The organism is Blautia coccoides (assembly GCF_034355335.1).
In the GTDB taxonomy this organism is placed as follows: Bacteria; Bacillota; Clostridia; order Lachnospirales; family Lachnospiraceae; genus Blautia; species Blautia producta.
Map to the genome: position 1 here is coordinate 721,966 of NZ_CP136422.1, position 14,743 is coordinate 736,708.

General features: G+C 42.5%; 10 protein-coding genes. 9 read left to right on the forward strand and 1 reads right to left on the reverse strand.

Annotated elements, in window-relative coordinates; translation table 11 throughout:
- Positions 1-10: 10 nt before the first annotated feature.
- From BLCOC_RS03130 to BLCOC_RS03160, 7 genes are all read left to right on the forward strand, one after another.
- Entirely contained in the window at positions 11-415 is a 405-nt protein-coding gene (locus tag BLCOC_RS03130) for a GtrA family protein (RefSeq protein ID WP_115624355.1), read from the forward strand.
- Complete coding sequence (locus tag BLCOC_RS03135) at positions 408-1,967, forward strand: ArnT family glycosyltransferase (protein ID WP_115624356.1); 1,560 nt, start codon at positions 408-410, stop codon at positions 1,965-1,967. Before BLCOC_RS03130 ends, BLCOC_RS03135 begins: the two co-directional genes overlap by 8 nt.
- A 30-nt stretch (positions 1,968-1,997) precedes the next feature.
- Positions 1,998-2,966 (forward strand): glycosyltransferase family 2 protein, encoded by a 969-nt coding sequence (locus BLCOC_RS03140; RefSeq protein ID WP_115624357.1) that lies wholly within the window; start codon positions 1,998-2,000, stop codon positions 2,964-2,966.
- Between the two features lie 13 nt (positions 2,967-2,979).
- The gene (locus tag BLCOC_RS03145; protein WP_131918401.1) at positions 2,980-3,528 is read left to right on the forward strand and encodes a hypothetical protein; all 549 of its coding nucleotides are present in this window, start codon (positions 2,980-2,982) and stop codon (positions 3,526-3,528) included.
- 32 nt (positions 3,529-3,560) lie between these two features.
- On the forward strand, positions 3,561-6,050 hold the full coding sequence (locus tag BLCOC_RS03150) for a C40 family peptidase (protein WP_242999026.1): 2,490 nt from the start codon (positions 3,561-3,563) through the stop codon (positions 6,048-6,050).
- A gap of 83 nt (positions 6,051-6,133) precedes the next feature.
- Positions 6,134-7,468 (forward strand): uracil-xanthine permease family protein, encoded by a 1,335-nt coding sequence (locus tag BLCOC_RS03155; RefSeq protein ID WP_115624359.1) that lies wholly within the window; start codon positions 6,134-6,136, stop codon positions 7,466-7,468.
- 530 nt (positions 7,469-7,998) lie between these two features.
- The gene (locus tag BLCOC_RS03160) at positions 7,999-9,522 is read left to right on the forward strand and encodes a catalase (protein WP_330412154.1); all 1,524 of its coding nucleotides are present in this window, start codon (positions 7,999-8,001) and stop codon (positions 9,520-9,522) included.
- Here the strand turns inward: BLCOC_RS03160 and BLCOC_RS03165 are convergent.
- Positions 9,519-9,821, reverse strand: a complete 303-nt coding sequence (locus tag BLCOC_RS03165; RefSeq protein WP_115624360.1) for a helix-turn-helix domain-containing protein — start codon at positions 9,819-9,821, stop codon at positions 9,519-9,521. The genes BLCOC_RS03160 and BLCOC_RS03165 overlap by 4 nt on opposite strands.
- 415 nt (positions 9,822-10,236) lie before the next feature.
- Between BLCOC_RS03165 and BLCOC_RS03170 the strand changes: the two genes are divergently transcribed.
- Both BLCOC_RS03170 and BLCOC_RS03175 read left to right on the forward strand, forming a co-directional pair.
- Complete coding sequence (locus BLCOC_RS03170; RefSeq protein ID WP_115624361.1) at positions 10,237-13,137, forward strand: SpaA isopeptide-forming pilin-related protein; 2,901 nt, start codon at positions 10,237-10,239, stop codon at positions 13,135-13,137.
- Positions 13,131-14,726 carry a SpaH/EbpB family LPXTG-anchored major pilin gene (locus tag BLCOC_RS03175; protein WP_165907303.1) on the forward strand — a complete coding sequence of 532 codons (1,596 nt, stop codon included), beginning with the start codon at positions 13,131-13,133 and terminating at the stop codon, positions 14,724-14,726. Before BLCOC_RS03170 ends, BLCOC_RS03175 begins: the two co-directional genes overlap by 7 nt.
- Positions 14,727-14,743 lie beyond the last annotated feature (17 nt).

Here is a 14,743-nt window from a genome sequence, read left to right on the forward strand (position 1 = left end):
GAGGTAAGAAATGAAACAGATAATTATACAAATGTTTAAGTTTGGAGTGGTAGGGGGGATTTGTTTCGCCGTAGATTACGGGTTGCTTGCTTTAGCCACAGAACTTCTGGGTATGCATTACCTCGTTTCGGGGATTTTGTCATTCACAGTGTCTGTGACAGTCAACTATCTGTTAAGCAGAAAATTTGTTTTTGCCATGGGGCAAATGGAAGCCAGAAAAGAATTTGCTTTGTTTGTAATATTAAGTATTATCGGTCTGGGTATCAATGAAGTTTGCATGGCAGGATTTGTAGAATTGGCAGGTCTCCATTATCTGATTTCAAAATTTATCGCTACAGCAGTAGTGATGGTATATAACTTCATCAGCCGTAAATTGCTGATGGAGCAAAGAGAAGGGAATACAGCCCATGTATGAAATATTAAATTTAAAAAAGAAAGATAGTAATGGAGCAGAATGTGTATTAGGAATTCTGTTGTTATGTGCGACATTCTGGGTGATTTCATCAGTTGATTTTCTTCGGGAAGTAATACTTCAATCCCGTTTTTTTATATTCCTTATGGGTTTTTTACTGATTATCTGTTTTTTGGGATACCGGAAGTGGGAGAAGAAGTTGACGGAAGCAGAGGTTGTTGTTGGGATATTTTTAGCTGCTTTTTTGATAAGAGGAATGTTAGTTCTTATTGTTCCTTATAATCAAGCGCAGCATGATACTCACTTCTTTGGAGAATGGAATGGAGATGCCATAGGAAGTGGACATTTTGGTTATATTCAATACCTTATGAAGTTTAAAAAGCTACCAGATTTTGATCCAAGACAGGTATGGAGTTTTTATAATCCGCCTTTGCATCATATTTTGTGCGCAGTATGGATGAAATTTAACGCTATGTTTGGAATGGGCTATGATGCCTGTGCAGAAAACCTGCAGCTACTGACCCTGTTTTATTCAAGTATGACATCATATACAGGATACAGAATATTGAAAGAATTTTCGCTGAAGGGCAGTGCCTTATTTCTTACGTTTGGGCTGCTGGCATTTCATCCTATATTCGCTGTTTTGAACCTTTCTTTAAACAATGATGCCCTGGCGGTACTGTTTTCCGCTATAGCTATTCTTTATACTGTCCGATGGCATAAGGAGCAGAAAATGCGTTATATCTTGTGCATTGCTTTATCTATCGGTTTGGGAATGATGACAAAATTATCTGTAGGCTTGCTTTCTCCGGCGATTGGATTTGTATTCCTGATGGTTACTATTAGGAAGAGAGATAACTTGAAAAATTTGATAGGGCAGTTCGTTGGTTTTGGAATACTGTGTTTCCCACTGGGATTATTTTGGCCAGTGCGCTGTAAAGTGTTATTTGATATCCCATTTAATTATGTACAGCCGTTGGGCGAGGGCGATATGTGGCAGTATATAGGAAATTACAATTTGTGGCAGAGACTTGGAATCCCGTCTTTGGCACCTATACTTAAAAATCCTTGGTATATCGGTGATCCGGCGGAACAACATAATACCTGGCTGGAAATGTTTCGGACTTCGATTTTGGATGAATGGACATTTCAACTGCCTCTAAAGCCTTATATGATAGTGGCCACTGTTCTGGTGCTGTTCAGTATATTTCTGGGAATTGGAATATGTGTACTATTTATCTGGACGTTAATACATAAAGGAACCATGGATAAGGCAATGAAAGGATTTTGTGGAATCGGTTATTGGGGACTGGTTGGATTCTTTGTAAAATTCACCTTTGATTATCCGTTTATCTGTAGTATGAATTTTCGCTATATTGTTCCTACATTTCTTTTCTCCGTGTTGGGACTGGGAATCTGGCTGCAGGACGAACACACAAGTAAAACGGGGAGAGGTGTTGCGATGGCTGCCAATATGACTTTTTTAGCATTATCTGTTGTATTGCTTGTTGCCTATTGTCTGTTATTTATACAGTCGGATGTTCAAAATCTATAGAACATACCTTAGGAAAGGGGGAATGGCTAAATGGAGTTATTAACAGGTGGTGATGAACAAATACCTTTGTGTAGTATCATAGTTCCCTGCTACAACGAGGAGAAAGCCTTGCCAATTTTTTATAACACATTACTGCCGGTGATAAACGAGATAAAGGAAACATATAGCGTTATGGACTGGGAAGTTTGGTTTATCGATGACGGAAGCAAGGACTCTACGTTGGAGATAGCAAAGGCACTTCATCAAAAAGATACCCATATTCATTATCTTTCGTTCTCACGGAATTTTGGTAAGGAGGCGGCGATCTATGCAGGGATTCAGAATGCAAGGGGCGATTATGTGGTGACAATGGATGTGGATTTGCAAGACCCACCATCTCTTTTGCCAATTATGTATCGGGCTGTGGTAGAAGAAGGCTATGATTGTGTTGCTACCAGGCGTGTAAGCCGGAAAGGGGAACCACGGGTTCGTTCTTTTTTTGCCAGAAGATTCTACCGACTCATGAATCGGATCTCCAATACAGGGGTAGTGGACGGAGCAAGGGACTTTCGCTTTATGACACGTAAAGTGGTGGATGCAATTTTGCAGATGAGAGAATATAACCGTTTTACTAAGGGGATATATGAATGGGTAGGGTTTCGGACAAAATACCTGGAATTTGAAAATGTGGAGAGGAGTGCAGGAGAGACCAAATGGTCATTCTGGAAGTTATTTAAATATTCTTTGGAAGGAATAGTTGCATTTTCTACCGTTCCTCTGGCTCTTGCTTCTATAGGTGGAATTGTTCTGTGTGTTATTTCGTTTATAACGATTATGTTCCTTATTATAAGAGCATTGTTGTTTGGAGATCCAGTTGCAGGATGGCCGTCCATGGCTTGTATCATCATCTTTTTAGGTGGAATCCAGCTTTTTAGCTCTGGGATTTTAGGCATGTATCTGGCAAGGACCTATCTGGAATGTAAGAAGCGTCCCATTTATATAGAGAAGGAACGTGCATAGGGAAATGAAACTGATGGAAATTGGTGAACAGTATAATGAGTGGCTGGTCACACAGATGCAAAGACTGCAGAAAACATGCAGAAGAGGACGAATTTTGGTTTGGTGTTTAGGGATAACTAATCTAGCCTGTTTGGGAGTTCTGGTTTTGCCGGAGTATGAGGTGCCGGACATACTGCAGGCAAGCTTCCAGGTTCCGGATTCTGTTATTTATGAAGAGTCTGAAATCAGGTCCGGGATTCTTAGCAATAATATTATTAATGTCTCAGGTTGCACAGCAGATTTACAGCTATGCATTCCACCAGAAATGGATGGCAGATACCAAATATTAATTTATATAGAAGAAAAATTATTTTATCAGTCCGATATTCTATACCCAGGGACAAATCTTCCGATGGTTGAATTATCAAAAAAACCTGAGATTGGAACATACCGGGGAAGGATTGTCGTACGCGATTTAGCATTTGATAGAGAGGTGGTATATCAGCAAAGAAACATAACCCTTATTTGTGGAGGTGATGAAAAGGATGAACAGCCTCATGTGATAGAGGGTGGGAGAGGATAGAAGAGAGGGTAGACATAAGAGGAGGTAATGAAATGCATTATAAGAAACTATTGAAAAACGGAGTTACCTGTGTGTTGGCAGTTAGTTTATTTGCGTCGGGTGTTTCCGTAGAAGTCAATGCGAAAAACATAGAGAAGGTACCTGTCAGCCAATTGGTACAGAAAAGTGGAAGCCTGGCAGCTACGGAAACATTCAAACCAGCCGAACCAACTGCTCCCTCAGAGACGCCATCCACAGAGGGGACTATGCCGCCAGAAGAAGGAAACTCTCCAGAGGAGGCAAACCCTCCAGAAGACATAACCCCTTCAGAGGATCCTGAATCACCAGAAACGAAGCCCCCTGAAGAAATAGTACCTCCGGAAGAAAGCACTTCTCCAGAAGAAACGAAGCCCCCAGAAGAAACACAGCCGCCCCAGGAGACCGAGGAGCCAGATAAGCCAGAGGAAGGAGAAACGCCTGAAGAGCCAGTAACGCCAGGTGAGACGGAGATACCAAATGAAACGGAGATACCAAATGAAACGGAGGAACCGGAGAATGACAAGAAGCCACAGGCAGAAAGCCCTGTAGAACCGGAAGCCGTCGAACCAGAAGATGGGAGCGATACGAAATATTTGACCAACGATGCCTTAATTCAGGCACAGGAGATTATTGAAGCACCTACTATTATGGAAGATTTTCGCTTTGTTACGGTGGAAAAAGTTTATGCCCTGGCGAATATAGAATCGGTAAAAGTATATGAGGAGATGAATGAAACATCCAGGGTAGTAGGGCAAATGGCAAAAGGGGATGTATGTTTTCTCTTAAAAGAGGAAAACCAATGGATTTATATTGAATCGGGTGTTGTCAGGGGATTTGTAAAAAGGGAATCTCTTCTTTTAGGGGAGGAAGCTCAAAAAGCAGTAAATAAGAAAAAAGAGAAGCATGTCAGTCTTACACTTGAACTTCAATCGTTACAGAAAAGAGAGGTGATAGAGCAAGAAGAACAAAAGGAGACAGAGCCATCATCAGAACTTCCGTCAGAGACGCAAGCGGTGCAGACAAGCAGTAGCGAAGTACAGGCTGGAGAAATTTATAAAAGAAACGATGCAGAGGAAAGCGCACGTTATACGGTTGCTATTACGGATTTAACACATAACGGGCAAGTGGCTTATTCTTTGAAGCTGGATGAAATTAGAAAAGAGAATCAGGAGATTGAACAGCCAGAAACAAAGAAGACTCAGACGGAGAAGAAAACATCGGAAGCTGTGATTTCGGATTTTTCAAACGAAGAGTCTGTAGGCAATGAAACAAGAGAAATGGAACGGAAAAGGGTTGTGGATATTCAGGAGCGGCTGGAGCAGGAAAAGGAAGCACTGCTTGGGGAGTTGAAAAAAAGCGAGCTTACTTTTGCAAAAGCAGTTGTGAAACCAATTGAAAATACAGCGTTGAGCTACACCAGAACAACCGTGAAAGAGACGGTTGTAGAGAAAAGATTGGTGATTGCTACAGGAGAAACGAATATTCGTGCTGGGGATAACGAAGAGGCACAGGTTGTAGGGGTTCTTCCCGAAAACGGAATGGCTTATATACTTGCAGATATTGAGAAACCCTGGATATACATAGAGTCTGGTGATGTAAGGGGATTTGTATCACGTACACAGCTATTACTTGGAGATGCTGCTAAAGAAGTTGTGGAAAAGGCTGGGGAGGAAACACTCAAGACCGCCAGAGAATCTGTGAAACCACAAGAAAACCCAGCACTGTATTATACCCTGACTTCCATCAAAGAGGGGAAGATATCCAGCGCTATCCGGGAGTCAGTTGTAAATTTTGCAAGGCAGTTTATCGGTAACCCTTATGTGTGGGGTGGGACAAGCTTGACAAATGGAGCGGATTGTTCTGGGTTTGTACAAACCATCTTTAATAATTATTATGGATACAGCTTGCCAAGGGTGGCAGAAGATCAGGCACAATACGGCACTAAGATCCGTGTGGAGGATGCCCAACCCGGTGACTTAATCTTCTATGCAAAAAATGGGTATATCTATCATGTAGTCATGTACGCTGGTGATGGAAAAACCATAGAGGCGCAAAGTACAAATACTGGCATTGTGGAAGGTCAGGTAGATACTGGGAATGCTGTATGGGCAACCCGGTTCATAGATGATACGGATGATGCAGTTATTACTTCTGTAAATCAAAGAGCAGAAGATTCGGGAATGGCGGTGGAGCCTCAGACTGCATCCAGCAGCCAGCTGGGAGAGCTTTTAGGAAACTTTAAATTGACTTCATACTGCAATTGTGAGCTATGCTGCGGACAATGGGCAGGAGGACCTACTGCATCCGGAACAGAACCAACGCAAGGAAGAACCGTTGCTATGGGAGGGATCCCATTCGGAACCAAGTTGGTGATTAACGGACAGATTTATACAGTAGAAGACAGAGGGACACCTTACGGGCATATTGATATCTACAGGAATAGTCATGATGAGTGCAATCAGTTCGGTGTACAGTATGCAAATGTATACCTGTTAAAAGAGTAAAGATACATTCATGAGGCGGGCATGCAAAATGAAAGTGGGTAGCAATTGTAATAAGGGGTAAAAAATATTAGGGAGGTAGTTTTATGGGAAGCAAACAAGATGTGGGGATTCAAAACATTTATAAGCTGGATGGTCTAGTGCCTTTAGGGAGAGCCATTCCTTTCGGATTACAGCACGTATTGGCAATGTTTGTGGCAAACCTGGCACCGATTACCATTGTGGGAGCATCAGCAGGGCTTAAGGATAAAGAATTGGCGATACTTTTACAGAATGCGATGTTTGTAGCAGGAATCGCAACTTTGATCCAGTTGTTCCCCTTGTGGAGAATTGGAGCCAGACTGCCAATTGTTATGGGCGTAAGCTTTACCTTTGTTACAATCCTGTCCTATGTGGGCGCGACATATGGTTATCCTACGCTTATCGGTGCTGTTCTCGTTGGAGGATTAATCGAAGGATGTCTGGGGCTCTTCGCAAAATACTGGAAGAGGATCATCACTCCGGTAGTAGCGGCTTCGGTAGTAACCGCTATTGGGTATTCGCTGTTTACAGTTGGCACGCGTTCTTTCGGAGGAGGGTATGCAGAAGATTTTGGCTCTGCACAGAATCTGACACTCGGCGTAGTCACTTTGGCAGCCTGTCTGCTTTTTAACATTTTTGCGAAATCTTATTGGAAACAGCTTTCTGTTTTGTTTGGATTGATTGTTGGTTACATATTAGCAATATTTATGGGAAAGGTAGATTTGTCGGCTGTTTTTTCAGGAGGCTTCCTGGCTTTGCCGCATCCCCTTCCTTATAGACCAGTGTTTAACTTATCCGCTATCGTTGCCGTAACTATTATTTTTCTGGTGTCCGCCGCTGAGACGATTGGTGATACCACCGCTATGGTAGCGACGGGACTGAACCGGGAAATAACCGAAAAAGAAATCTCTGGTTCCCTGGCCTGTGACGGTTTTGCAAGTACATTCTCCAGCATATTTGGATGTCCGCCTGTGACATCGTTCAGCCAGAATGTGGGTTTGATTGCCATGACAAAGGTTGTGAACCGTTTTACGATTATGACTGGTGCCGTATGTATGATCTTAGCTGGTTTGCTGCCGCCTATTGGGAATTTCTTTTCCAGTCTGCCAGAGGCGGTGCTGGGGGGATGTACCGTCATGATGTTTGGTTCCATCATGGTCAGCGGCATCCAGATGCTATCAAGAGCGGGGTTTACCCAGAGGAATATCACTATTGCGGCATTGTCTTTGGCTATTGGGATTGGGTTTACAACCGCTAGTGAAACAGAGATTTGGAGCATTTTCCCACAAATTGCGAGGGATGTTTTTGCAGGTAATTGTGTGGCTGTAGTCTTTGTGATTTCTGTTGTATTGAGCATTATGCTACCAAAAGATATGGAAATTAAGAAGGTAGAGGAATAAGCTACAGTTTGCATTTACAGCATAAAATGGATTATTTAATTATGTTGAAAGCTTTCAAATTCTGCCATTAGAAACAGCAATGAGAAATATAACCAGTTTGGGGTGCAGTATGCGGATGTGTATCTACTTAGATACTAGCATTTGGTAATGACTGAATAAGCGATACCATATAACTTCATCTACAAATTGATAGTACAGCTTATACAGTAACAGTCCGCATTCTGAATGGTGAAGAAGGTGGGATGGGTTAAAAGCAGAAATATGGGCTGTTAATGAGATAACCCAGAATAAAGCAGGTAATATTTAGTTTGCAAATCAGTATCAAAAACCAGTCACTGGAAAGGAAACAAACGAGTGCATATTGGTGGAAAGAAATCAACGCCTGTAAAGACAGGAGATGAATCGGACAGGCTTTTCTGGCTGGGTATATTTGCGCTTTCTGGAACACTGATGGTTTGGAACAGTGCGAAAATAAGGAGGAAACCTCAAAAATTGCATAAGGGCATGAGATAAGAAATAGGAGGAGCTACATGAGAAAAACAGAGATGAATGAACAGCAAAAAAAATTAACCAATGAAGCGGGGGCTCCAGTTGCAGAAAATGAAAATTCCCTTACCGCAGGTCCCCGTGGACCAGTGGCGCTGCAGGATGTGTGGCTGCTGGAGAAGCTGGCGCATTTTGACCGTGAGGTCATCCCGGAACGGCGGATGCATGCCAAAGGGTGGGGTGCCTACGGTACCTTTACCTGTACGCATGATATTTCTCGGTGGACACGGGCAAAGGTGCTGCAAAAGGGAATGAAAACAGATGTGTTTGTGCGTTTTTCCACTGTGGCAGGGGAGCGGGGAGCTGCGGACGCAGAGCGTGATATCCGTGGTGTTGCGGTGAAATTTTATACAGAGGAAGGCAATTGGGATTTGGTGGGCAACAATACGCCTACATTTTTCCTGCGGGATGTGCATAACTTCCCTGACTTAAACCGTGCAGTGAAGCGTGACCCACGGACTGGTATGCGCTCTGCCCAGAATAACTGGGATTTTTGGACGCTGCTCCCGGAGACGTTCCATCAGACCACGATTTTAATGTCTAACAGGGGAATCCCGGCATCATTTCGGAATATGCATTTTTACGGAGAGCACACATTCTCCTTTTACAATGAAAAAAATGAGCGGGTATGGTGCAAGTTTCATTTTAAGACACAGCAGGGGATTAAAAACCTCACAGATGAAGAGGCGGAGATGCTGATCGCAAAAGACAGGGAAAGCCATGGAAGGGATTTGTTCGGTGCTATTGAAAAAGGAGACTATCCGAGATGGGTGATGTATGTACAGATCATGACAGAAGAACAGGCATTCTATCATTACGAAAATCCTTTTGATATTACAAAAATCTGGAAGCACAGTGAATATCCTCTTCACGAAGTGGGGGTGCTGGAACTGAACCGGAATCCAGAAAACTATTTTGCTGAGGTGGAGCAGGCAGCATTCACCCCGGCCCATGTGGTACCCGGTATTGGATTTTCGCCGGATAAGTTTCTACAGGGACGGTTATTTGTCTACGGAGACGCTCAAAGATATCGCCTGGGTGTGAATTACAACCAGATTCCGGTCAACAGACCAAAAGTTGAAGTTCATGATTACCATCGGGACGGTTGTATGCGTACAGATGGTAACTATGGCGGTGCACCGGCTTACAGCCCAAACAGTATGGGAGAGTGGGCGGCACAGCCGGAGGTAATGGAACCGCCGTTGGATCTTTCTGGTTCTATGTATGCGTATGACCCAAAGGATGACCCGACAGATGACTGCTTTCGGGCAGGAGGGGATTTATGGCGGGTTATGACCGAAGAGAAACGAGCGCTGCTTATAGAAAATACGGCAAGAAATATCGAACCAGTAACAGAAAATATCAAGTACCGCCATGCGGTTCACTGCTACTGGGCTGATAAAGAATATGGAAAACAGATGGTACAAGCACTGCGCCTTTCCTGGGATAAGGTCAAGCAGTATTCCCATCTGACGCAGGCGCAGTTGGTTGAGGAAACAAGGCATTAATCTGTGGGAAGCTGATTCGGATCTGCTTCATAAGGTGGCACATCCCGGAAGAATTCTGAGAAATCGACCTGATAGATCTGCTGTAGGGCAACAAGATCAGTAACCTTGATATTCCGGTGGTCATTCTCAATAGACGCATACGTATTGCGGTGAATGGTGCTGCCAAGCAGGTTCATCCTGCGGACAACTTCACTTTTGGTGTAGTGGTGTTCTTTGCGCAGCCGGATGATGTTATCCCGGAAGGCTTCAGAATTGGCAATTATTTTCATGGTATGTTCTATATTCTTATGTTCATTCATGGAAGATACACTCCTTTGTTTTATGATTTAGCATTCACAGGAAATGCCAGTTTTATGATTAGAAGTATACAGAATTTTAGTGAACATAATAACGCTGTATAGCGTCAAAAATCGAAATAATAACGTCGGATAGCGTTAAAAATGCTTGTCGTATACATATTAATATGCTAAAATAACGCTATATAGCGTTATATAGACGGAAAAATAGAAAAGTATTCCATAGTAGGTTTCAAGCAGATAAGGGGGTGATGCCGGATAACAGGTTGTTTAATACAAAAAGCATCAGGCAAGGCCTGAGATACCATATGGTATCTCAGTGTAAGAGAGACCTCTCTTACATGAAAGGGATTGGCGGCGAAACAAAGATTAAAGAGGCAAGGAGGCGAAATCCGAGCAAAAGAAAGGAGGAGACTTTTTGAAAAATATCAAACGCACCATTGCACTGCTTTTATGTACAATTATATGTTTCAGCGCAGCAATGGGCGACATAGTGCCAGTACGGGCTGGTGGAACCATGCAGGAAACTGAAACAGATGTAGGGGTTCCTAAGCCGGAAGAGGACACAACAAGTGTTAAAGAACCGGAGGCGGGACATGGCTCACCGGGAGGGCAGGAAGAGAGCAGCGTTCCTAAGCCGACGGAGAGTGAGGAGCAGAAAGAGCAGCCTGCGCCGGAAGAGAACGTGGACAGCGTACCAGAGGAACCAGATCAGAAGCCTCTGGAAAATGAACCGGTTACTGAGAAAACTCCGGCTGTTGAGAATGAGACAGATGGAATACCTCCTGCTGAGGATACAGTTACCAGTGCGCAGGAGTCAGCAGTGGCTACAGCACCAAAGAGTTCAGCCGTTGTGTTTACAGTGGAGAATATTAAAAATGCGGGTATCGAAGACGGGAATTTTGCACAGGCAATTTATGACTCTATTACTGCGCAGAGTGGAGCTTTTCTGGATGGCTATACATTAGAGAATAACCCGTATACCACCATGAAAGAACTTTTGAATAATTTCAATGGCGAAATTAAGGCAAATAAAAAGGGAATAGAGTCTATAATCGGTATTCCGATGTTGAAATCTTGTACAAAAATAGATTTATCGTTTAATCAAATCAAAGATATAAGACCTATTTCCGTTACAAGTGCAATTAATGGGGGTGAAGTTAATTTAGAAGACCAGATTTATTATGGAACTAGAGGGAAAAACTTAGTTTTTAGTTTCATGGGAAATCCCATCCGACAGTATCCTGTTCAGGTTGGAGGACGTATTTTATTTCAGCCTGAATTATCAAATAACTCTTCACTTTTAAACGATTATAGTTTTTCGTTTATTATGGCTGATACCGGTGGTACTTACGAAGTAGAGATACCGCTTGACTTGTATAGAGGGTCTGAACGGGTTGATTTGTTTACAGGGTTTTTAGATGATGGCCTTTTGTATTATTATGATGAATCTGGGACTCTAAGAGCAAAACATGAAACGGATAAAGAAACGGATGCTCAACTTGTTTCAAATATATCAGGAACTCTTCCAAGCATAAAAGTTGACAGCATAAGGAAATCAGGTGTATTTTCACTTGACTTGGGAATAGACCAGGCGCAACAAGGGATGGGTTATCACACGGTAAGAAACGCAGCTTCAGATAGAGTAACAGGAACATCACAAACCTTAGGATGGATTTTACCTGTTGAGGTAAAGTTGTATACAAAGGTAGAGAAAGATTCCATTGAAACAAAACATTCTGTGAACTTGAAAAAATTGGGTCTGGATGACGGAGCAGTTAAGAAAGGGGCAAAATATTCCTTATATAAAAAAGGTAGTGAGGCTGATAAGGATGTGAAACTGGGTGAATATACCACAGATGAAAATGGACAGATATCCGTACCTGATCTTAAAGCTGGAGAATACTATTTTCAGGAAAATGCAGATGGGGCTCCGAATGGGTATTTAGTCAACCCAGAACCTGTTGAATTCATTCTTACGGATGGAACAATTGCGCTTGTGAATAAGTCAGGCAGTGTGATTGATTTGGGCGAAGGAACATTATCGCCGGAAATTAACGGTTCTTATGTCTTGGGAGGAGATGAAGCAGATAGCGTCCATTTAACAGTTACCCCTCCGGCAGAAGGTGGGAGTCTGGATAGTTTGACTCTTAAATGGACCGAGGGAAACCAGGGCGGCTCACCCGGCACTAAGAAAATTGTGGTAGGTACAGGAAATGATTCAGATATCATCTATGTAGTGGATCAAGAGGAGGCAATTACAAAAGCAGAAGAATTATTAAAAAATTGCCAAAAGCTTGGACAGAATGCCACTATTTCTGTCTCATTTAAGCAGGATATAGAACTGGAGCAGAAGGACTCATTAGCTCCCATCCAGGTAAGCTTAGAAGCAGTAAAAAAATTAAGGTATGCAAGTGGTGAAGAGATTTTAGAAGTACCAGAAGGGAAATTCAATTTTGTGTTGAAGAATGACCCTGCGTACCCCAATGAGCCGGATATTGGGATAATTGAAGCAGTAAATGGTGGACCAGATGGAAAAAAAGTTATGTTTGATCCGTTTTCAATTGGTAATGAAATTACAGTTGATACGCCAAAGGACGCAGACGGAAACTATTTATATCACTATGTGATCAGCGAGAATAACGATGGTGATCCAAACTATACCTATGACAGTGAAATCGTCAAAGCAGAGGTCACAATCGGCAAAAAAGAAAGTTCCGATGACCTGGAAATAAAGAAAATAGTGTATAAAAAAGGAACGCTGGAGACGGAGAGCAACGAGTTTGCCAATACCCTTCTGGCACTACCTTTTGAATTTACAAAGGTAGACGGGACAAATCATAAGACTGTGTTGGAAGGAGTTAAATTTGCACTTTATGAGTGCAGGAACAATAACGCTGACCACGCGCATAAGGAAATGGTAACTAAGGATATAGCGGATTGCTGGACGCTTCTGGAAGAAACTATAAGCAATAGAGATGGTCTGGTAAAATTTAAAGATTTGCCAAGCGGCAGCTATCAGCTCGTGGAGACGGCTACTAACCCCGCATACGAACTGCCATTAGGGCAGTGGCGGATTCAGGTAGATGTTGCTGCGAATACAGTGGTAATTGAAGCAAAAGGCTCAGATAGGCCCCCAGCTTTTTTTACAGATACACAGGACAGTGAGAAACGGATGCTGCCAAACTACAAGAAAAAGGTACTGCCCATGGCCGGTGGCAGAGGAACAGCAGGATTTACTTTTATCGGTCTGGGAATAGTTATTACCGGTCTTGCCATGTTTGGATGCACGGGAAAGAAAAGGAGAAGAAAATGTTAAAAAAGAACAAACTAAGAAAATTGGGAACTGCAATGATAACAGCCCTGATGCTGGTCAGCACACTTGCTACATCAGCGGCAGCTGCTAATCCGGATGGAGTTACATCTTTGCCGGACAATAGCTCAGAGAGAAAAGTTACGATTCATAAGTATGCTCCAAGTGCAGATGGAGACCTTGAAGGTGATGGTACAGAAATTACTGATGGTTCTCTAAATGACAGAACGCCATTGGGAAATGTGGAATTTGAAATATGGTCTGTCCCAGATAATCAAGAAACTTCAGAAGCTCCAACAGCAGCCGAAATCGCTGCAATTACAACAGGAAATACACCTGTAATAGTAACAACAGATGCTGATGGAGTAACAAGCCATAGGTTTGGCGCAGGAACGAGTAAGGATGGTAAATATTTAATTATAGAAAAAGATAACCCAGCTGTCGCTGCAGATGGAAAATCTGATCCGTTCTATTTAAGTGTACCGCTTACAAATCCTGAAGGAAATGGATGGTTATATGATATCCATGTATACCCGAAAAACAATGTAAAAGAGGGTCCAAAAGTAAATAAAGACGTTACAGAAATTGACAAAAAGAGTGATACAGCTGATATGGACGAGGATGTTCAGTGGATTATACGTGGAGAGATACCGGAAGACTTATACTACAAATCTACTGATGGGAAAGATACAGACGTCTATGCACAGAAATATTCTTTGACAGATGTACTGGACACAGCGCTTTCTTATGTTGCAGGGAGTGTAGAAGTGAAAGTGGCAGATAAAACCGGTACAGAAAAAGCTACAGCATTAACAAAAGGAGCAGACTATACGCTGACAGAGCCAACAAAAACAAAAGGTGGAACTCTGAAGGTTGAACTGACAGATGCAGGTAAAAAACGCGTGATGGAACTTTTAGGAACTTGGGAAGCGGGAGCAGAAATCCGGGTGTATTTTAAGGCTAATATCAATAATAGCGCAATTCTTGGAACAGAAATCCCTAATAATGTTGTATTGGATTACAAAAACTCTGTAGGAAAAGAATTTGCGCCTACTGATGTTCCAGAAGATAATAGACCAGAAGTACATACAGGTGGAACATCTATCTATAAAGTAGATGGCAAGACTAATGCAAAACTTCCAGGAGCAAAATTTAAAGTAGCCAGAGAAGCCACAGAGGCAGAAAAAACAGATAATACCGTTCAAAAGTATACAATTACAGTTGGTGGTAATGACTTACAGGTTGTCTATGTTGATTTTTATAACAGCACAACTGCTACAACAAGAATAGAGGAAGTTACCACTGATGCAAGCGGTAAGGCAATCATTCGCGGACTGGCTTACGGACAATATTATTTTGTTGAAACACAGGCACCCGATGGATATAATCTGCTTTCAGAACCGAGACCTGTAACAATAGATGAAAACAGCCATAAGGATGAAAAGGTAGTTACAGTAGCCAACAATAAAGGCTTTACGCTTCCAAAAACAGGCGGTATCGGCACCATCCTCTTTACAGCAACTGGTATCGCAGTTCTGGCAGCTGCATTTGGCTTAATCGTGGTATCTCTGAAAAAGAGAAAGCACAGTGCATAATGCATTTGCATGGCAGG

What these genes read in the sequence shown, in the direction of transcription:
- BLCOC_RS03130 (WP_115624355.1), top strand. Translation starts at nt 11, where the DNA reads ATGAAACAGATAATTATACAAATGTTTAAGTTTGGAGTGGTAGGGGGG.
- BLCOC_RS03135 (WP_115624356.1), top strand. Translation starts at nt 408, where the DNA reads ATGTATGAAATATTAAATTTAAAAAAGAAAGATAGTAATGGAGCAGAA.
- BLCOC_RS03140 (WP_115624357.1), top strand. Translation starts at nt 1,998, where the DNA reads ATGGAGTTATTAACAGGTGGTGATGAACAAATACCTTTGTGTAGTATC.
- BLCOC_RS03145 (WP_131918401.1), top strand. Translation starts at nt 2,980, where the DNA reads ATGGAAATTGGTGAACAGTATAATGAGTGGCTGGTCACACAGATGCAA.
- BLCOC_RS03150 (WP_242999026.1), top strand. Translation starts at nt 3,561, where the DNA reads ATGCATTATAAGAAACTATTGAAAAACGGAGTTACCTGTGTGTTGGCA.
- BLCOC_RS03155 (WP_115624359.1), top strand. Translation starts at nt 6,134, where the DNA reads ATGGGAAGCAAACAAGATGTGGGGATTCAAAACATTTATAAGCTGGAT.
- BLCOC_RS03160 (WP_330412154.1), top strand. Translation starts at nt 7,999, where the DNA reads ATGAGAAAAACAGAGATGAATGAACAGCAAAAAAAATTAACCAATGAA.
- BLCOC_RS03165 (WP_115624360.1), bottom strand. Translation starts at nt 9,821, where the DNA reads ATGAATGAACATAAGAATATAGAACATACCATGAAAATAATTGCCAAT.
- BLCOC_RS03175 (WP_165907303.1), top strand. Translation starts at nt 13,131, where the DNA reads ATGTTAAAAAAGAACAAACTAAGAAAATTGGGAACTGCAATGATAACA.